General features: G+C 64.5%; 17 protein-coding genes. 8 read left to right on the top strand and 9 right to left on the bottom strand.

The features are described 5' to 3' along the window. Nucleotides 1–30: 30 nt before the first annotated feature. The 5 genes from AB7G19_RS01700 to AB7G19_RS01680 form a co-directional block, all read right to left on the bottom strand. Nucleotides 31–807, bottom strand: a complete 777-nt coding sequence (locus tag AB7G19_RS01700) for a phosphatase PAP2 family protein (RefSeq protein WP_085402964.1) — start codon at nt 805–807, stop codon at nt 31–33. A gap of 54 nt (nt 808–861) precedes the next feature. Then, a complete protein-coding gene (locus tag AB7G19_RS01695; RefSeq protein WP_063980357.1) occupies nt 862–1,356 on the bottom strand; it encodes a hypothetical protein in 495 nt (164 codons plus the stop codon). A gap of 169 nt (nt 1,357–1,525) precedes the next feature. Then, nucleotides 1,526–2,728, bottom strand: a complete 1,203-nt coding sequence (gene rlmN, locus AB7G19_RS01690; RefSeq protein ID WP_085402966.1) for a 23S rRNA (adenine(2503)-C(2))-methyltransferase RlmN — start codon at nt 2,726–2,728, stop codon at nt 1,526–1,528. 225 nt (nt 2,729–2,953) lie between these two features. Beyond that, the gene (locus AB7G19_RS01685) at nt 2,954–3,601 is read right to left on the bottom strand and encodes an invasion associated locus B family protein (protein WP_085402968.1); all 648 of its coding nucleotides are present in this window, start codon (nt 3,599–3,601) and stop codon (nt 2,954–2,956) included. A 105-nt stretch (nt 3,602–3,706) separates the two neighbouring features. Then, nucleotides 3,707–4,546: an SDR family oxidoreductase gene (locus AB7G19_RS01680; protein WP_085402970.1), complete on the bottom strand. Its 840-nt coding sequence runs from the start codon at nt 4,544–4,546 to the stop codon at nt 3,707–3,709. Between the two features lie 234 nt (nt 4,547–4,780). Between AB7G19_RS01680 and AB7G19_RS01675 the strand changes: the two genes are divergently transcribed. From AB7G19_RS01675 to AB7G19_RS01665, 3 genes are all read left to right on the top strand, one after another. Beyond that, on the top strand, nt 4,781–5,755 hold the full coding sequence (locus tag AB7G19_RS01675) for an NADPH:quinone oxidoreductase family protein (protein WP_014490699.1): 975 nt from the start codon (nt 4,781–4,783) through the stop codon (nt 5,753–5,755). Between the two features lie 395 nt (nt 5,756–6,150). Further along, on the top strand, nt 6,151–7,008 hold the full coding sequence (locus AB7G19_RS01670; protein WP_085403100.1) for a hypothetical protein: 858 nt from the start codon (nt 6,151–6,153) through the stop codon (nt 7,006–7,008). Nucleotides 7,009–7,026: 18 nt separating this feature from the next. Then, on the top strand, nt 7,027–8,181 hold the full coding sequence (locus tag AB7G19_RS01665; protein WP_085402972.1) for a TAXI family TRAP transporter solute-binding subunit: 1,155 nt from the start codon (nt 7,027–7,029) through the stop codon (nt 8,179–8,181). A gap of 253 nt (nt 8,182–8,434) precedes the next feature. Here the strand turns inward: AB7G19_RS01665 and AB7G19_RS01660 are convergent, their stop codons facing one another. Together AB7G19_RS01660 and AB7G19_RS01655 are read right to left on the bottom strand one after the other, a co-directional pair. Next, a complete protein-coding gene (locus AB7G19_RS01660; RefSeq protein ID WP_085402974.1) occupies nt 8,435–8,818 on the bottom strand; it encodes a YkvA family protein in 384 nt (127 codons plus the stop codon). Nucleotides 8,819–8,909: 91 nt separating this feature from the next. Then, entirely contained in the window at nt 8,910–9,212 is a 303-nt protein-coding gene (locus tag AB7G19_RS01655) for a 4a-hydroxytetrahydrobiopterin dehydratase (RefSeq protein WP_028152804.1), read from the bottom strand. A gap of 151 nt (nt 9,213–9,363) precedes the next feature. Between AB7G19_RS01655 and AB7G19_RS01650 the strand changes: the two genes are divergently transcribed. Further along, nucleotides 9,364–10,809 carry a TAXI family TRAP transporter solute-binding subunit gene (locus tag AB7G19_RS01650; protein WP_085402976.1) on the top strand — a complete coding sequence of 482 codons (1,446 nt, stop codon included), beginning with the start codon at nt 9,364–9,366 and terminating at the stop codon, nt 10,807–10,809. Between the two features lie 165 nt (nt 10,810–10,974). Then, on the top strand, nt 10,975–12,516 hold the full coding sequence (locus tag AB7G19_RS01645) for an alkaline phosphatase D family protein (protein ID WP_441267675.1): 1,542 nt from the start codon (nt 10,975–10,977) through the stop codon (nt 12,514–12,516). 24 nt (nt 12,517–12,540) lie between these two features. Here the strand turns inward: AB7G19_RS01645 and AB7G19_RS01640 are convergent, their stop codons facing one another. Then, nucleotides 12,541–12,975 (bottom strand): response regulator, encoded by a 435-nt coding sequence (locus tag AB7G19_RS01640; protein WP_094184253.1) that lies wholly within the window; start codon nt 12,973–12,975, stop codon nt 12,541–12,543. 136 nt (nt 12,976–13,111) lie between these two features. Between AB7G19_RS01640 and AB7G19_RS01635 the strand changes: the two genes are divergently transcribed. The 3 genes from AB7G19_RS01635 to AB7G19_RS01625 all read left to right on the top strand — a co-directional run bounded on the left by AB7G19_RS01635 (nt 13,112) and on the right by AB7G19_RS01625 (nt 17,468). Then, nucleotides 13,112–13,888, top strand: a complete 777-nt coding sequence (locus AB7G19_RS01635) for a Crp/Fnr family transcriptional regulator (RefSeq protein WP_085402978.1) — start codon at nt 13,112–13,114, stop codon at nt 13,886–13,888. Between the two features lie 289 nt (nt 13,889–14,177). Next, nucleotides 14,178–16,004 carry a translational GTPase TypA gene (gene typA, locus AB7G19_RS01630; protein WP_071908699.1) on the top strand — a complete coding sequence of 609 codons (1,827 nt, stop codon included), beginning with the start codon at nt 14,178–14,180 and terminating at the stop codon, nt 16,002–16,004. Nucleotides 16,005–16,220: 216 nt separating this feature from the next. Then, nucleotides 16,221–17,468 (top strand): flavin monoamine oxidase family protein, encoded by a 1,248-nt coding sequence (locus tag AB7G19_RS01625; protein ID WP_085402980.1) that lies wholly within the window; start codon nt 16,221–16,223, stop codon nt 17,466–17,468. 12 nt (nt 17,469–17,480) lie between these two features. On the opposite strand, the gene AB7G19_RS01620 is transcribed toward AB7G19_RS01625, so the two are convergent. Next, on the bottom strand, nt 17,481–17,888 hold the full coding sequence (locus AB7G19_RS01620) for a thiol-disulfide oxidoreductase DCC family protein (RefSeq protein WP_085402982.1): 408 nt from the start codon (nt 17,886–17,888) through the stop codon (nt 17,481–17,483). Nucleotides 17,889–17,920: the final 32 nt, after the last annotated feature.

The raw sequence follows: 17,920 nt of genomic DNA, 5'->3' as shown, positions 1-17,920 counted from the left end.
TTTCGCACGCCTCGGCACGCTTTTAATGGCTCAAATCGACGGCTCGGGGCCTGTCTTGCGGCCGAACAAGCGCTGGCGGAGCCGGTAGGCGGGCATGTTCAGCCGGGTCAGGGCGGCATCGACCGCCTCGTCCGAGAACCGGGTCCGCGGCCAGCGGTAAATCAGCGCGTAGGCGAACCAGATCACGACGAAGGTGACGAGGCCGGCGATCGAGACGTCCGTGAAGAAGTGGCCGCCGAAGGCCATCCGCAGCCCGCTGGTGACCATGCCGAACACAACCGCACCGGCATAGGCGAGCGGCCGCCATGCCGGCGGCGCCAGCGCAGCCGGCGCCAGCGTCCAGAACGCGGTCGCACCCTCGCCCGAGAAGAACGAGCAGTTGCGCGCGCAATCGCCGCGCGGATCCCACCACGGCACGAATTGCTGGTCGCCCGCAAACTCAGTCACCACCACTGGACGCGGCCGGCCCCAATAGGTCTTGAAGGTGAGATTGGTGAGGATGCCGGCCGACATGATGATGGTGACCAGCAGAAACACGATCGCGCGCCCCGATACCATCAGCGGCCGGTCGGGTCGGATCATCTTGACCACAAGCGCGACCAGCGGCGGCAGCACGAATGCCCAGGCGACCCACATGGCGGCGTCGCGCGCGACGCCCGCCCACTCATTCAGCTTGAGCGGAAACGTCTTCGTCTCGGGGTCGAAGAACAGTGCGGCGAGCTTGAGATCGAGCTCGGGATAGAGGCCGAAAACGACGCCGATCACGAGCCACAGCGCCAGGGCGATGAAGAGTCCAGTCCGGTTCATGGCGCGCGGTTTAGCGGAGTGGGGAGGAGATGAAAACCCCGGAAGCGGCGCGACTCATCGCGCATCCGGCCGCGAATTCGACGGCAGCGGCGGAGGCGGCTTGTGCGGGGGCGGCGGATTGCGCCAGGCGCCGGCGTTACGGCCGGCAATCAGCCAGTAGACCACGCCGGAGACGATGCCCGCGCCCGTCATGATCTCCAGATGCCGCCGCACGATGCCTTCGAACTGGAGCGTATCGGAGTGGAAGGGGATGAGGCCGAGATAGCAGGCTAGGCCAACTACGCCGCCACCCACGGCATAAGCGAGCGCGCTGCGGATATAGAGCGCTTCGGTGATCGCGACGATCACCGCCGCCGGAACCAGCGCAAAGCCCGAGACGAAGATGAAGCCGAAGCCGAGCAGAATGTCGATCGCGCCCTGGTCGACCGGACCGGCGCCGAGATCGGCAAACTCCGGAAACAGCAGCGCGACGACGACGATCATGCCGCCGACGAAGCAGGCGGCGAGGAAGCCGATGAAGATGACGATGAGGCGGCCGATCAGGGACATGACGGGAAAGCTCACCTCGCCGTCATTGCGAGGAGCCACCCGGTCCCGCCTTCGGCGGGCCGGATGACAGGCTCCACGACGAAGCAATCCAGACTGTCTCCGCGGAGGGAATCTGGATTGCTTCGCTGCGCTCGCAATGACGAGGATGCGAGAGCGAAGGCATGAACTATCAATCCGTCATCGCCATGGCGCGCAGCATCTGACGTTCGCGGGCCGAGAGCTTCTCGGTCTCCGACTTGAGCTGGCCGCAGGCGGCGAGGATGTCGCGGCCGCGCGGGGTGCGCACCGGCGAGGAATAGCCGGCGTTGAAGATGTATTCGGAGAATTTCTCGATCTGATCCCAGTCCGAACATTCATAGGCCGTGCCGGGCCAGGGATTGAACGGGATCAGGTTGATCTTGGCGTGAATGCCCTTGAGCAGCTTCACCAGCAGTTTCGCATCGTCGAGCGAATCGTTGACGCCCTTGAGCATCACATATTCGAAGGTGATGCGGCGTGCGTTGGAGGCGCCGGGATAGTCGCGGCAGGCCTGCAACAGCTCCTTGATCGGATATTTGCGGTTGAGCGGCACCAGCTCGTTGCGCAGCTCGTCGCGCACCGCATGCAGCGAGATCGCGAGCATCACGCCGATCTCGTCGCCCGCGCGCACGATGTTCGGCACCACGCCCGAGGTCGACAGCGTGATGCGGCGACGGGAGATGCCGATGCCTTCATTGTCTCCGACGATGAGCAGCGCGTCGCGCACCGCGTCGAAATTGTAGAGCGGCTCGCCCATGCCCATCATCACGATGTTGGTGACGCGGCGCGTGCCGTCCTCGCGATCTGCCCAGTCATTGAGGCGGTCGCGCGCGACCATCACCTGTCCGACGATCTCGCCGGCGGTGAGGTTGCGCACCAGCCGCTGCGTGCCGGTGTGACAGAAGGAGCAGTTCAGCGTGCAGCCGACCTGGGAGGAAACACAAAGCGTGCCGCGATCGGTCTCGGGGATGTAGACGCACTCGACTTCATGCGCGCGCTCGACGTTGTCGCCGCTCGGCAGCCGCAGCAGCCATTTGCGGGTGCCGTCGTTGGAGATCTGCTCGGCCACGACTTCGGGACGGTCGACCGTAAAATGCTGCGCGAGCTCGGCGCGAATGCCCTTCGAGATCGACGTCATATCGTCGAAGCTTTGGGCGCCGCGGAAATAGAGCCAGTGCCACAGCTGCTGGACGCGCATCTTGCGCTGCGCGGGCGCGACGCCGATCTCGCCGAGGCGGTCGGCAAGCTCGCTGCGCGACAGGCCGATCAGCGAGGGCCTGGCCGGCGGCACATAGGTTTCGAGCGGAGTCTTCTCCACCAGGATTGCGTTGTGCGGCTCGGTCGTCGGTTGCATTGGTTGCCTGATATCTCTCGTCATGGCCGGGCTTGTCCCGGGCATCCACGTTCTATTCCGCCCGTTGCTAGCGCGTGGATGGCCGGGACATCTGGTGCGAAGACGCGCTTCGCGCTTTAGCCCGGCCGTGACGGCTACACCTTTGGGATACCCTTATATAGCAACCGGAACCGCCGATTGCGACCGTGATGCCGCCCTCAGGCTTAACGCCGGCAGTCCGCAGTCCTACCGCCTGCAATCCTGGGCGATCCGGTCGAGCGCCTGGGCGAGGCCCTTCAGCGAAAACGTATCGGTCGTCTCCGTTCCCTTGGCCGAGACACCCTTGACCACGAGATCGGCGGATTTGCGCATGGCCTCGACCATCCGCTCTTCCTCGGCCGCGTTCTTGATCCAGAGGCCGTCGCCCTGCGTGTACATCGCGAAAGCGGCGCCGCCGACCTCGACCGAGGATTCCGAGCCCGGCTTCAGCGCATAGCCGATCATGACAGAGACTTCGTTGTTCACCTTTTCCGCCGGCCGGGTCGAAACGAAGGCATAGGCGGGATCGCGCGGGCGGTTCGGCGGGTTGGTCTTCGACGACGACGGCTTGGCCAGCGCGAAGCAGACCTTCTTGCCGTTGGGCGTGGCCGAATAGGCGCCCCAGGTGCCGAACTGGCCGATCAGGGTCGGCTCCGCACCGCCCGCAACCGCCGTGGCTGGAGCCACCGGCTTGCTCTCGGGCTTTGCTGCGGTCTTTGGGGCTGTATTGGCCGCCGGTGCAGCCGCCTTTGGCGCGGCTTTGGGCGCCGGTTGCGCCGTCTGCGCCCGCGCGGAATCGGTGATTCCCACGGCCATAACGCCCGTCATCAAGGCTAAAATCAGCACCCGCCACATGCTGGAGTGGTTCCCTCAATATTGTGACTGGAAGATGGCCCGGCCGCGCTTTGTCCCCCGGCAGGGATAACCGGGAAAGTCCAACTTGGGAAGGCAGTTAGCGGCTTAGCCTTTGGATCGCGCAGCCCGCTGCTCGGCCCATTGGGCGTCGGTCCAGCGCAACAAATCCTCGGCGCCGGAGCTGCGCAAATGGGCGCCACCGTCGATCACGACCATCTCGCCATTGATGTAACCGGCACGGTCCGAGACCAGGAAGCTGGCGAGGTCGGCGAGTTCACTGTGCTCGCCGGTACGCCCCATCGGGTTCCGGGCGGTCCAGCCTTCGTCGCGGCCCTCAGGACGGAGCTGCCCCGAGGCGCCCGCGGTCGGGAACGGGCCCGGGGCGATCGCGACGGTGCGGATGCCCTTCGGGCCCCACTCGACCGCGAGACTCCTGGTCATCGCCAGCACCGCCGACTTCGCCATCGCCGAGGGAACCGTGAAGGCGCGGCCGGTGATGGTGGAGGTCGAGAGGATCGAGAGCACGACACCGCCATGCTTGCCGTCGATCCAGCGCTTGCCGGCGGCGAGCGTGCAATACATCGCGCCATGCAGCGTCGGTGCGAGGATCGCGTCCGCGGCGCGAAACGACAGATGCTCGCTCTGCGCGATGAAGGTTGCGGCAGCGTTGTTGACGAGAATGTCGAGCGGCGCCTCGCGCCAGATCGCGTCCATCATATCGTCGACGGCGCCACCGTCACGGATGTCGCAGGCGATCGTGATGACCTTGCCGCCGGTCTGCGCGCGCATCTCGCTCGCCGTTGCTTCCAGCCGGTCGAGCTTGCGACCACAGATCACGAGCTCGGCGCCGAGCGCGAGAAAGCGGTGCCCCATCGCGGCGCCGAGGCCGGAGCCGCCGCCGGTGACGAGGATGCGCTTGTCCCTGAGCAGATCTGCTTCAAACATCGTTTGAACCCTCTTTTTCTTCTTGCTTCGTCATTGCGAGCGCAGCGAAGCAATCCAGACTATTTCCGCAGGACGGATTCTGGATTGCTTCGCTGCGCTCGCAATGACGCGAGGATAGGCCTGCGCATGCTCTTGCGCAAAGAAACCGGATTGTCGGACCGCACTAAATCCGGCAGAAACGGACCAACTATAATTCCGCCTCGAAACGCCCAGTATTCTCAAGAAGGTGCCGCCATGAAAGCCATCCTCTGCTCGCAATATTGCCAGCCCGATGATCTCGTGCTTGCCGACGTGCCGGATCCGGTGGCAGGTCCCGGCGAAGCGGTGATCGCGATTAAGGCGGCGGCGCTGAACTTCTTCGACATCCTGATGATTCAGGGCAAGTACCAGATCAAGCCACCGTTCCCGTTCTCGCCCGCCGCCGAAGTCGCCGGCGTGATCGAGAGCATCGGTCCCGGCGTGACTGATCTGAAGGTCGGCGATCGCGTCGTCGCGTCTTGCGGCCACAACGGCGCGCGCGAAAAGATCGCGCTGCCGGCGGCATCGATCGTGAAGATTCCCGACAATCTCGACTATGACCGCGCGGCCGGCATCATCATCATCTACGGCACCGCGCTGCATGCGCTGGAAGACCGCGCGAGCCCGAAGCCGGGCGAGACGCTCGCGGTGCTGGGCGCAGCCGGCGGCACCGGCTTGGCTGCCTGCGAGCTCGGCAAGCTGATGGGCCTGAAGGTGATCGCCTGCGCCTCGTCGGACGAGAAGCTCGAATTCGCGAAAGCGCATGGCGCCGAGCTGACGCTCAACTACGGCAAGGAAGATCTGAAAGAAGGCCTGCGAAAACTCACCGGCGGCAAGGGCGTCGACATCATCTTCGATCCGGTTGGTGGCGCCTATGCCGAGCAGGCACTGCGCTCGATCGCCTGGGAAGGCCGCTTCCTGGTGATCGGTTTTGCCGCCGGCGACATTCCGAAGATGCCGCTGAACCTCGCGCTACTGAAGGGCTGCGACATCCGCGGCGTGTTCTGGGGTGCATGGACCCGGCTCAACCCGGCCAAGAACCGCGCCAATCTCGAGAAGCTCGTGAAGTGGACCGCGGAAGGAAAGATTTCCTCGCATGTCGACCGCACCTTCCCGCTGGCACAAACCGCCGACGCACTGAAGGTTCTGGCGGGACGCCAGGCCATGGGCAAGGTGATCCTGCATCCGTGATGGTGTGAGCCGCAGCGCTTGCCTGCCACACGCACTCGCCACATATGCGACCGTCGTCGCCCGCCTTCTGCGCAATTGCGTACTGAGGCGGGCGGTCCAGATTTCAGAGACGCCAGAGATTTCAGCCGAGACGCCGCGGCCCACTGGATGCCCCGGGGTCAAAGTCAGCGGAGTCTAGGAAAACCTTCCTCAACCATCACCGCCAAAATCGTGGTGCATTCCTCCGCTCCGCCTCAATCAAACCCAAATATTTCCTAATTCGCGCAAACCGTCGTCGTTTTTTGGGCTGATTCCAACTGCGTTTTACCGGTTCCATTTGCGGGACACTTTGGACAAAAGCAAGAAGACTTAAGCCGAATTGCCCCTGCGTTGCGTTAGTAATGGGGAGCATGACCATGGAGACGACGGCACATCGCCCGTCGAAGGAGTCGAAGGCGTTCGACTCCGATCGAGCCACATCACATCCGCCGACCGCGTCCTTTATCCGTGCGCGCGCCGCGCGGGCCGATCTTTCGCAGGACGATCCAATTCCACTCTTCCTGTCCGATCCGCTCGGTGCGCCGGACCCAGGCGAATATGCGCCCATTGAGGTGCGCTCCAGAATTGTCCCGCGCGTTCTCGCGGCCGTTCTGACGGCATCCACCCTGGCAATTCTGGTCACACTGTATCAGTCCGACTTTCGCGGCCTCTTCCCCGCCAATGCCGTTAGCTGGATGGGCATCGCGCCGGAGCAAGCCATGGCGTCGGCCAACACGCCGGCCATGACGCAGAGCTCGCTGAAGGATTCGGACCGCGCGACCAACACGCTGGCGAGCGCCGACACGCAGGTTCTCCCTGCACCGTCAACGCCGAGCCGCGAAGCGATCGCGACCGCCTATCAGACGGCGCTGCAAGCCCAGGCACCCATACCTGCGCCCGCACCCGTCGCGGCGCCGCCGGCGCCCACTCCGCCCGCCAAGACGCTAGCCAAGACGCTCGATGCCGACACGCTGGCCGGGCTGATGACACGCGCGAAGAGCCTGTTGAGGATCGGCGATATTGTTGCAGCCCGCCTGCTGCTCGAGCGCGCGGCCAATGCACAGGATGCAACGGCCGCGTTTCTGCTGGCGCAGACCTATGACCCGGCCGTGCTGGGCACCAGCGACGCGCGGAGCATCGCCGGCGACGCGACCGTCGCGCGTGACTGGTACCAGAAGGCCGCGGCACTCGGATCGGCGGAGGCGCGGCAGCGCCTCGCTCAGCTTCAGAACTAGAACTTTTCAGAGGGTATCATGCGTAACGCTTTGGGAATGGCGGTTGCCGCCATCATGACGATTTGCGCCTTCGCGGCACGCGCCGAGCAGACCGAATACGATCCGGCCAAGGTCTCGGACAGCCTGAAGGCCATCTTCCAGTTCGGCTCGACCTCCACCAAGCAGTCGCTGAACGCCAATACGGTCACGCTGATCACCGGCACGATCGGCGGCACCTACGTGCAGTTCGGCGCCGACCTCGCCTCCGTGCTCGACGACGGCAACAAGATCCGCGTGCTACCGATCGTCGGCCGCGGCTCGGTGCAGAGCGTCGCCGACATTCTGTTCCTGCAAGGCGTCGATCTCGGCATCGTGCGGGCGGATACGCTCGACTATCTCGAGCGCAAGGGCTTTGCCAAGGACATCAAGAAGCAGTTCACCTATGTGACCAAGCTCTACAATGAAGAGATGCAGGTGATCGCGCCGAAATCGGTCGCGACGCTGAAGGATCTCGAGGGCAAGAAGGTCAGCGTCGATCTGCCCAATGGCGGGACCTTCGTCACCGCGCTGACGGTGTTCGAGCGGCTCGGGATCAAGGCGAACTTCGTCTATGTCGAGCAGCGCATCGCGATGGAGAAGCTGAAAGCCGGCGAGATCGACGCCGTCATCGTGGTCGGCGGCAAGCCGTACAAGTCAGTGTCGACCTTCAGCAATGACGGCCGCTTCCACCTCGCGGGGGTCGACTATGCAAAGCCGCTGCAGAGCGACTATCTGCCGGCGACGCTGACCGCCAAGGACTATCCGAACCTGATCAAGGAAGGCGATACCGTGGACACCATCGCGGTGCCGGCGGTGCTCGCGGCCTACAACTGGGCGCCCAACACCGACCGTTACCGTAAGCTTGCGCTGTTCGTGGATGCGTTCTTCACGAAATTCCCGACCCTGCAGAACCCGCCTTTCCATCCCAAGTGGAAGGAAGTCTCGCTCCCGGCACCTCTGACGGGCTGGAACAGATTGCCGGTGGCGCAGCAATGGCTCGACAAGCACGGCGTCGAACCGGTGACCCGGGAGCGCTTCGAGGCGTTCCTCAAGCAGAACCCCGCGGCCCAGAAGGTGTCCGACGCAGACAGGGAAGCGCTGTTCAAGCAATTCCAGGCGTGGGACGCGGGGAACGCGCGGGCGGAGAAGAAGTAACGAGCGGCATTGCGGCCGATGGTGTCGCAAGCGGCACCCACACACTCGCTGTCATCGCCCGGCTTGACCGGGCGATCCAGTACTCCGTGACGTCAGTGATTGAATCGAGAGGCCGCGGCGTACTGGATTCCCCGCCTGCCGCCTACGCTAAAGCTTCGGCTGCCCTGGACCGCAACCCCGGCGAAGCCTTGGCGTAGCCGGGTCGCGGGGAATGACAGCGGTGGGCGTGGCTACGGCGTGTAGCCAACAACGCCTACTGCGCCGCCTCCGCACCATCCACCCCGCGCTTCAGCACGGCGCGGGCGGCCTCGCGGTGCTCCGTCGTGATGTGGCTGGCGACCATGCGGATGGCGGTGGCGAGCACGGCGGCGTCATCGGTGAAGCCGAGGATCGGCATCACGTCGGGGACGAAATCGAACGGCAGGATGAAATAGGCGATCGCTCCGAGCAGCGACGCCTGGACATGGCGCGGCGTCTGCCGGTCGAACGCACAGTAATAGGCCGCGAGCAGGTCTTCCGCGAACGGCAATTGCGCGGCGACACGCTTCAGCTTGCGCCAGAAACGGCGGCGCACGCTCTCATGATCCTCCGCGAGCCGATCGGCCGGCTCGAAGCCGACGCTGTGTTCGGCGGCCATGTTCGACAAACTCCCCGTTCAGCCAGGGGCGGCAGATGGCCGCATCTCCTGCTGATCACAACATGGGGATGCAGCCGATCCTCGCAAGGTGTCAGGTAGCTGTCAGCTTGGCGATCGTGTTCATCGTCCTGGCGAGCTCGATGTCGAGCTTGGTGACGCCGCCGGCGTCATGGGTCGACAGCACCACCTCCACCGTCTTGTAGACGTTGCGCCATTCGGGGTGGTGATCCATTTTCTCGGCAACCAGCGCCGCGCGGGTCATGAACCCGAACGCCTCGTTGAAATCCTTGAAGACAAAGGTCTTCCCGATGGCGTCGCGGCCCTGAACCTCGGTCCAGCCCGGTATGGCGCCCAGTGCCTGCTTGCGTGCTTCCGGCGTCAGCCGCTCTGCCATGATCGCCTCCATTTTCAGGGGAACTTTACCCTAACACCGTGCATATGGCCCTGGTTCAGACCGGATTTCGTCCATCCGCTAACCATGACGGAGATGTAACCCCGCGGGACAAGAAATTTGCTATGATTACAGGTGTAAATCGCCGGCAAAGATGAAACTGAGCCTCAAGCGCCTGTTTGGGAGATCGATGACCGGGGGATTGGACCTGGCCGAAGCGCCCACCCCGCCTTCGCCGCGATCAGCGGCGCGGAAGACGGCGCTCGTGTCTCTGGCGCTGGTGCTTGCGATCATCGGCGCGCTCGTCGGCGGATACTACTTCGCGATGCGGCCGGTGACGTTGAAGATCGCGGTCGGTCCGGCCAATAGCGACGACCTCAAGGTGGTGCAGGCGCTGACGCAGGCTTTCGCGCAGCACAAGAGCTTTGTGCGGCTACGCCCGATCCAGACCGACGGTGCCACCGCCAGCGCCGATGCGCTCGCGGAAAACAAGGTCGATCTCGCCATCGTGCGCGGCGACGTCGACGTGCCGAAGAACGCGCAAGCCGTCGCGACCCTGCGCAAGAACGTCGTGGTGCTGTGGTCCGTGCCCGGCAAGGGCAAGAAGAAGGGCGCGAAGATCACCAAGATCGCGCAGCTCGCCGGCCATCGCGTCGGGGTGATCGGCCGAACCCAGGCCAACGTCAATTTGCTCAAGGTGATCCTCCAGCAATACGGCGTCGATCCCGCCAAGGTCGAGGTCATACAGTTCCCGGCCAATGAAGCCGCCGAGGCGATCAAGGCCCAGAAGGCCGATGCCTATCTCGCGGCCGGCCCCGTCAACAGCAAGATCACGTCGGATGCGATCGCGGCTTCCGCCAAGGACAGCGGCACGCCGACCTTCCTCGCAATCGATTCCGCGGACGCGATCGCGCAAAACCATCCCGTCTACGAAGCATCGGAGATTCCCGCCGGCACCTATGGCGGCTCGCCCGATCGCCCCGATGACGAGGTCAAGACCATCAGCTTCTCGCACCACATCGTGGCGCGCAAAGGCGTGTCCGATACCACCATCGCGGCGTTCACGCGCCAGCTCTTCGCCGTGCGCCAGCAACTGGTGGCGGAATTCCCGATGGCGGCGAAGATCGAGACGCCCGACACCGACAAGGATGCGGTGATCCCCGTGCATCCGGGCGCCGCCGCCTTCGTCGACGGCGAGGAAAAGACCTTCCTCGACAAATACAGCGATTACATCTGGTGGACGCTGATGGCGCTCTCGGCGATGGGCTCGATCGGCGCCTGGTTCGCGGGCTACCTCAAGAAGGACGAGCGCGACAACAACAGCCATTTGCGCGACCGCCTGTTCGACTTGATCGCGGCGGCGCGCAAGAGCGAGACGACCGACGAGCTCGACCAGATGCAAACCGAGGCTGACGAAATCCTGCGCGACACGCTGCGCTGCTTCGATCACGGCGCGATCGAAGAGGGCGGGCTCACCGCCATCAACATCGTGCTCGACCAGTTCCACGCCGCCGTCGCCGACCGCAAGGCCGTGCTGTTTGCCATGCCGCAAAGCCTGCAGCGCGCAGGTGCGCAATTCAGGGCCGCCGGCAACGCGTAAACGCCTGCCGCGTTATTGCTGCGTCATACTGTCTCAGTATAGCTTTCGTTGTCATTCCGGAGCGCCTGCAGCGCGAGTCCGGAATCTCGAGATTCCGGGTCCGGTCCTTCGGACCGTCCCGGAATGACGACGCGAGATGCGCACGAGACAAAAAGCGAAGCCGCCATGAACATCAAATTCTCCCGCCGCCGCTTCCTCACCACCAGCGCCGGCGCACTCGGCGTGATCGCGATGCCCCATCTCTCGCGCGCGGCCGACCGGCCGGCGGTTACGCATGGTGTGCAGTCCGGCGACGTCACGGTCGACGGTGGCGTGGTCTGGACGCGCGCTGACCGGCCATCGCAGATGCTGGTCGAGGTGGCCACGACCGAGTCCTTCAAGGATGTCCGCGCGCTGCCGCCGATCGCGGCGCTGCCGGAGAGCGACTTCACCGCGAAGATGCTGATCGAGAACCTGCCGGGCGGACAGGATATCTTCTATCGCGTCCGCTTTCGCGATCTCTCGCATACCGCGATCGAGGGCGAACCAGTGGTCGGCCGCTTCCGCACCGCGCCGGCCGACCGTCGCGACGTCAGCTTCGTCTGGGGCGGCGATGTCGCAGGGCAAGGCTGGGGCATCAATCCCGATGATGGCGGCATGTTCACCTTCTCCGCGATGCGCAAGCATCGCCCGGATTTCTTCCTGCATTCCGGCGACACGATCTATGCCGACGGTCCGATCGAATCCGAGGTGAAGCTCGCCGACGGCAAGACCTGGAAGAACGTCACCATCCCCGAGAAGGCCAAGGTCGCCGAGACGCTGGACGAGTATCGCGCCGCGCACAAATACAATCTCACCGACGACAACGTCCGCGCCTTCAATGCCGAAGTGCCGATCTTCGTGCAGTGGGACGACCATGAAGTGACCAACAACTGGTCGCTGTCGAAGGAGTTGCCGGCGTCCTACAAGGTGCGCGACATCTCCCTGCTCGCAGCCCGCGCCGGCCGCGCCTTTCACGAGATGTATCCGATGCGGGAGAGCATCGTTGAGCCGGGCCGCGTCTATCGCCAGATCTCCTACGGCCCGCATCTCGACGTGTTCGTGCTCGACGAGCGCAGCTATCGCGGCCCGAACGGCGCCAATCTCGAAACCGCTTACGGGCCCGCGAGCTATTTTCTCGGCCCGGACCAGATCGCCTGGCTCAAGCGCGGCCTTCTGAATTCGCGTGCGACTTGGAAGGTGATCGCCTCCGACATGCCTATCAGTCTCGTCGTATCGGACACGCCGAAGGGCGGATCGGAAGCCATTGCGCAGGGCGACGGCCCGGTGCGCGGCCGCGAGTTCGAGATCGCCGACATCCTGCGCTTCATCAAGATGGCGCCGATCAACAACACGGTGTGGCTGACCGCGGACGTGCACTACGCCGCCGCGCATTATTACGATCCGAACAAGGCGCAATTCCAGGAGTTCGAGCCGTTCTGGGAATTCGTCTCGGGCCCGCTGCATGCGGGCACCTTTGGTCCAAATGCGCTCGACAACACTTTTGGGCCCGAGGTGCGTTTCGTCAAAGCGCCGGGCAAGGACAACCAGAACCTGCCGCCGTCCGCAGGCATGCAGTTCTTCGGTCACGTCAAGATCGACGGCGCATCCGGCCAGATGACGGTGACCTTGCGCGACCGCGCCGACGTCGCGCTGTGGTCGACCACGCTCGATCCGAAATTTGCCTGAAGCCGGGAGAACGCCGACGGGCGATCAGGAGCCGCCCGAGCGCAGCGCGGCCTCCAGCGCTTCGCTCGAGCAGGGCTTTTGCAGCCGCGGCCGCGTCTTGAATTCGGGAGCGATCCGATCCTCGGCGCCGTAGCCCGTCACGAAGACGAAGGGAATCTGCGTAGCCGCCAGCCGGTCGGCGACGGCAAAGCTTTTCTCGCGGCCGAGCTCGACGTCGAGTAGCGCGAAATCCGGCGCGCGCGCTGCGATCGCCGCCAGCGCCTGCGCCACCGACCCCACGGTGCGCACGCTCCTCACGCCAAATCCGAGCAGGCGATCCTCGAAATCGATCGCAATGATCGGATCGTCCTCAACGATCAGAACATCGGCGGGCATGCCGGTCGAGCCGTCCGGGGGAGCAGGTATCATGATGGTGGATATCGAGGGCTGCATGTTCTTACCGATCGAGGACAGCCTCATCCCGACGCCTGCGCCCAGCGCATCGGAGGGTTCCCGGAACGAAACTCACCACAGAACAGTTTTCACGTCTGTCCACTTGTGCACACAGCCCATGATCGGACCTCGCTAGTGTTGAAAGGAGAGCAGGGGATTTACGATGGACGCGCGTATCAGCAAGACAACCGAAGTCGGTAGCCGGCCGGCCAACAATCTGCTGCGGCGCTTGAGTCCGGCTGACTACGCGCTGCTGGCACCGCACGTCACTCTGGACACCGCCGGGCCCAACGAGCTGCTCTACAGTCCCGGCGACGATGTCCAGGTCGTGCACTTTCCCTGCGGGCCGTCGCTCGCGACATTTCTCGTTCCCAATGAGGACGGCCGCGACGTCGAGACCATCCTGGTCGGCCGCGAAGGCGCAGTGGGCGGCATCGTCAGCGAGGGATTTTTGCCGGCCTATACCCGCATCTGCGTGAAATTCGGCGGACCATTCGCGCGCATTCACGTCGCCAAGCTGGAAGCTGCCAAGATGCGCTCGGCCTCGCTGCGCAACATCTTCGCCCGCTATGCCGACTGCATGCTGGCGCAGATGTTCCAGTCCACCGCCTGCAACGCCATCCACTCCATCGAACAGCGTACGGCCAAGTGGATCATCGCGGCGATGGAGCGGACCGGCGACGAGAGCAGCGTGCCGCTGACGCATGAGCAGCTCGCGACGCTGCTCGGGGTCGGCCGCAGCTATGCGAGCCGCGTGCTCCAGTCGTTCAAGGCGGAGGGCGTGCTCGATACAAGACGCGGCGCGATCCTGGTCCGCAATCTCGACGGCTTGCGCCTGCGCGCCTGCCTGTGCAACGACGCGGTGAAGATGCACTTCGAGGAGGTGCTGCGCGGGGTCTATCCGACCGAGGAGGCCAGCCCCGGCTCGGCGCAGGGCTGATCGAGGCCCCGTCCCCGAGCAAAGGCCGGTTTGGTGCTGAATTTACCCTAACCCCCGGAGATTCCCGGACAAAATTCAGTCAACCAATCAGCAAAGAACACATTGTTTTTTGGCGGTTTCTGCATATATTGCGCCGCAACGCGTAGGGTGCCTGGTCGAGATGGCCGGGCGGCCCTTTTTGGGCGGAAAGCGCCCGTTTCCAGTCTTCCAGCGTTGTTTCGAGAAGAGGTCCCGGTCCGACCGGCGAGATCGCGCTTAACCCATTGTCCGACCGCAAAGAAGCTCACTCATGAACCTCCGTAACGTCGCCATCATCGCCCACGTCGACCACGGCAAGACGACCCTGGTCGACAAACTCCTCCAGCAATCCGGTACGTTCCGCGAGAACCAGAAGGTGACGGATCGCGCCATGGACTCCAACGATCTGGAGCGTGAGCGCGGCATCACCATCTTGGCCAAGGCGGCCTCGGTGCAGTGGAAGGACACCCGCGTCAACATCGTCGATACCCCCGGCCACGCCGATTTCGGTGGTGAGGTCGAGCGCATCCTGAACATGGTGGACGGCGCCCTGGTGCTGGTCGACGCCGCCGAAGGCCCGCTGCCGCAGACAAAATTCGTGGTCTCCAAGGCGCTCAAGGTCGGCCTCAAGCCGATCGTCGTCATCAACAAGGTCGACCGCCCCGACGCGCGCCCGACCGAAGTCATCAACGAGGTGTTCGACCTGTTCGCGGCGCTCGACGCCAGCGAGGAGCAGCTCGACTTCCCGATCCTGTACGGGTCGGCCAAGCAGGGCTGGATGGCCGAGAGCCCCGAGGGTCCGCAGGACAAGGGCATGGAGCCGCTGTTCGACCTGATCCTGCGCCACGTCGCACCGCCGACGGTCGAGGAAGGTCCGTTCAAGATGATCGGCACCATCCTGGAGGCCAACCCCTATCTCGGCCGCATCATCACCGGCCGCATCTCGTCCGGCGTTCTCAAGCCGAACCAGCAGGTCAAGGTGCTGCATGCCGACGGCAAGCTGGTCGAGTCCGGGCGCATCACCAAGATCCTGGCATTCCGCGGTCTCGAGCGCACGCCGCTCGATGAAGCTGAAGCCGGCGACATCGTCGCCATTGCCGGCCTGACCAAGGGCACCGTCGCCGACACCTTCTGCGATCCGACCGTCGAGGTGCCGCTGCCGGCGCAGCCGATCGACCCGCCGACCGTGTCGATGTCGTTCATCGTCAACAACTCCCCGCTCGCCGGCACTGAAGGCGACAAGGTGACGAGCCGCATGATCCGCGACCGTCTGCTGCGCGAAGCCGAGGGTAACGTCGCGTTGCGCGTCGTCGAGGCCACCGACAAGGATGCGATGGAAGTGTCCGGCCGCGGCGAATTGCAGCTCGCGATCCTGATCGAGACCATGCGCCGCGAAGGCTTCGAGCTCTCGGTGTCGCGCCCGCGCGTCGTGTACCAGAAGGACGAAGCGACCGGCGCCACCATGGAGCCGATCGAGGAAGTCGTGATCGACGTCGACGAGGAGCATTCCGGCGTCGTCGTGCAGAAGATGAGCGAGCGCAAGTCCGAGCTGGTCGAGATGAAGCCGTCCGGCGGCAACCGCCTGCGCCTGGTGTTCTACGCGCCGACCCGCGGCCTGATCGGCTATCAGGGCGAACTGCTCACCGACACCCGCGGCACCGCGATCATGAACCGCCTGTTCCACGGCTACGCCCCGTACAAGGGCGAGATCCAGGGCCGCCGCAACGGCGTGCTGATCTCCAACGACCAGGGCGAAGCGGTGGCCTACGCCATGTTCAAGCTGGAAGACCGCGGCCCGATGATGATCGAGCCGGGCTGGAAGGTCTACAAGGGCATGATCGTCGGCGAGCACACCCGCGACAACGATCTCGAGATCAACGTGCTCAAGGGCAAGCAGCTCACCAACATCCGCACGACGTCCAAGGACGAAGCCGTGCGCCTGACCCCGCCGATCCGCATGACGCTGGAAAAGGCGCTCGCCTATATCGAGGACGACGAGCTCGTCGAGGTCACGCCGAAGTCGATCCGTCTGCGCAAGAAGCACCTCGACCCGAACGAGCGCAAGCGCGCGGAAAAGTCCAAGGAAGCGGTGGCGTAAGCCGCTCCACACCGTAGTGCCGTAGGGTGGGCCGAGCGTAGCGGGCCCACCACTTGAAATCCCCGTCGGCAATGGTGGGCACGGCGCAAGAGCGCCTTTGCCCACCCTACGAAGATGGATCACTCGCCCCAGTGCACAACGTGCGCACAAGGCGGGTGATGACACCTCACTTTGTGGTGGCTTCAGCGCTCTTCGCGAACGTGCTAGAGCCCGCTCATGACCTCCCTGCCCTCCTCCGTTGACGTCACGATCATCGGCGCCGGCGCCGCCGGCCTCGGCGCGGCGCATGCGCTGGCTGACTCCGGCCTCTCCGTGATCGTGCTGGAGGCGCGTGACCGGATTGGCGGACGCGCCTGGACCGTGCAGGCCTCGCCTGAGGTGACCTTCGACGTCGGCTGCGGCTGGCTGCACTCCGCCGACAAGAATTCCTTCGTCGGAATCGCCAAGCAGCTCGGCTTCGAGGTCAACAAGGACCTGCCGCCCTGGCGCGAGCGCGCCTTCGGCAACGCGTTTCCGCAGGCCGAGCGCGACGATTTCATGCGCGCGATGGACGCATTCTACGAGCGGCTGTGGCAGGCCGCGCAAAAGGGCAAGGACGAGCCCGCGAGCCTGAGCCTCGATCCGGGCAATCGCTGGAATCCCATGATCGACGCGGTCTCGACCTACATCAACGGCTGCGAACTGAAGGACATGTCGACGCTGGACTGGGACGCCTATGAGGATAGCGACCTCAACTGGCGCGTCCGCCGTGGCTATGGCGCGCTGGTCGCGGCCTATGGCGCCCCCTGCCCGGTGGCCCTGGGCTGCAATGTCACGCTGATCGATCATTCCGGCCAGCGCCTCCGCATCGAGACGTCGCAGGGCACGCTGACCGCCGACAAGGTGATCGTCACCGTGCCGACCAATCTGATCGCGGACGAAGCCATCCGCTTCTCTCCGCCGCTCCCGGCCAAGGTGAGCGCCGCAGCCGGCCTGCCGCTCGGCGTCGACGACAAGGTGACGCTGGCGCTCGACGATGCAGAAGCCTTCCCGAAAGAGGGCAATCTGCGGGGTGCCACCATGCGCACCGAGATGGGCACCTACCACATCCGCCCGTTCGGCCAGCCCTGCATCGAGGGCTTTTTCGGCGGCAGCTTCGCCCGCGAGCTGGAAGACGCCGGCGACGGCGCCATCGCCGCGCACAGCATCGACGAGATCGCAGGCTTCCTCGGCAACGACATCAGGCGAAAGCTCAAGCCGCTCTACGAGTCGCGCTGGGCCCACGACCCCTTCGCGAGAGGATCGTATTCACACGCACTGCCAGGGCACGCTGGAGACCGCGCGGTGCTGGCAGCGCCGGTGGATGGGCGGCTGTTCTTCGCGGGAGAAGCGACGTCGCCAAGCTTCTTCACGACGGCGCATGGCGCCAGGGACAGCGGGGAGCGCGCGGCCAAGGAAGTGCTGGCGGCTTCAGGCAAGCCGTAAGCGCCGGCTACGTCACTCAATCACCCGCGCCCGCAAATCCGCATCGGGAACGAAGCAGGCGTCATACTTCCCGAAGATGCGATAGCGGTTGCGCGCGACGAGGCTGTACACGGGGTCCCGCAGCAGTTTTGGCACGGCAAACAACGCGCGCACCCAACTCCATCCCGGCAGATGCGACAGCACGGTCAGCGCAGCGTCGGACTTCATAAAGACCACTCCGCCGTGAACCACGGCATTGGTGTCGGGATCGTCAGGATCGATGCCAAAGGTCCGCGCGAGCTTTGCGCCGTACTCCGACTGGATCGGCGTGAAGCGAAACCGCCTCGCCGTGTCGCGCTTGGCGACGAAGCGGACCCAGCGCGAGCAGAAGATGCAGGCGCCGTCGAACAGGATCACGTCATCGTCGGGCCATTTGCTCATCAGTCTCTCTATCTTACGCGTTTTCTTCACGC

It is taken from the genome of Bradyrhizobium sp. 215_C5_N1_1, from assembly GCF_052075935.1.
Classification (GTDB): Bacteria; Pseudomonadota; Alphaproteobacteria; order Rhizobiales; family Xanthobacteraceae; genus Bradyrhizobium; species Bradyrhizobium barranii.
Note: the sequence above shows the minus strand (reverse complement) of the source record. Positions and strands in the feature narration are given on the sequence as shown.

Coding starts and splice junctions, on each gene's coding strand:
- AB7G19_RS01700 (WP_085402964.1), bottom strand. CDS start 807: ATGAACCGGACTGGACTCTTCATCGCCCTGGCGCTGTGGCTCGTGATC.
- AB7G19_RS01695 (WP_063980357.1), bottom strand. CDS start 1,356: ATGTCCCTGATCGGCCGCCTCATCGTCATCTTCATCGGCTTCCTCGCC.
- rlmN (WP_085402966.1), bottom strand. CDS start 2,728: ATGCAACCGACGACCGAGCCGCACAACGCAATCCTGGTGGAGAAGACT.
- AB7G19_RS01685 (WP_085402968.1), bottom strand. CDS start 3,601: ATGTGGCGGGTGCTGATTTTAGCCTTGATGACGGGCGTTATGGCCGTG.
- AB7G19_RS01680 (WP_085402970.1), bottom strand. CDS start 4,546: ATGTTTGAAGCAGATCTGCTCAGGGACAAGCGCATCCTCGTCACCGGC.
- AB7G19_RS01675 (WP_014490699.1), top strand. CDS start 4,781: ATGAAAGCCATCCTCTGCTCGCAATATTGCCAGCCCGATGATCTCGTG.
- AB7G19_RS01670 (WP_085403100.1), top strand. CDS start 6,151: ATGGAGACGACGGCACATCGCCCGTCGAAGGAGTCGAAGGCGTTCGAC.
- AB7G19_RS01665 (WP_085402972.1), top strand. CDS start 7,027: ATGCGTAACGCTTTGGGAATGGCGGTTGCCGCCATCATGACGATTTGC.
- AB7G19_RS01660 (WP_085402974.1), bottom strand. CDS start 8,818: ATGGCCGCCGAACACAGCGTCGGCTTCGAGCCGGCCGATCGGCTCGCG.
- AB7G19_RS01655 (WP_028152804.1), bottom strand. CDS start 9,212: ATGGCAGAGCGGCTGACGCCGGAAGCACGCAAGCAGGCACTGGGCGCC.
- AB7G19_RS01650 (WP_085402976.1), top strand. CDS start 9,364: ATGAAACTGAGCCTCAAGCGCCTGTTTGGGAGATCGATGACCGGGGGA.
- AB7G19_RS01645 (WP_441267675.1), top strand. CDS start 10,975: ATGAACATCAAATTCTCCCGCCGCCGCTTCCTCACCACCAGCGCCGGC.
- AB7G19_RS01640 (WP_094184253.1), bottom strand. CDS start 12,975: ATGAGGCTGTCCTCGATCGGTAAGAACATGCAGCCCTCGATATCCACC.
- AB7G19_RS01635 (WP_085402978.1), top strand. CDS start 13,112: ATGGACGCGCGTATCAGCAAGACAACCGAAGTCGGTAGCCGGCCGGCC.
- typA (WP_071908699.1), top strand. CDS start 14,178: ATGAACCTCCGTAACGTCGCCATCATCGCCCACGTCGACCACGGCAAG.
- AB7G19_RS01625 (WP_085402980.1), top strand. CDS start 16,221: ATGACCTCCCTGCCCTCCTCCGTTGACGTCACGATCATCGGCGCCGGC.
- AB7G19_RS01620 (WP_085402982.1), bottom strand. CDS start 17,888: ATGAGCAAATGGCCCGACGATGACGTGATCCTGTTCGACGGCGCCTGC.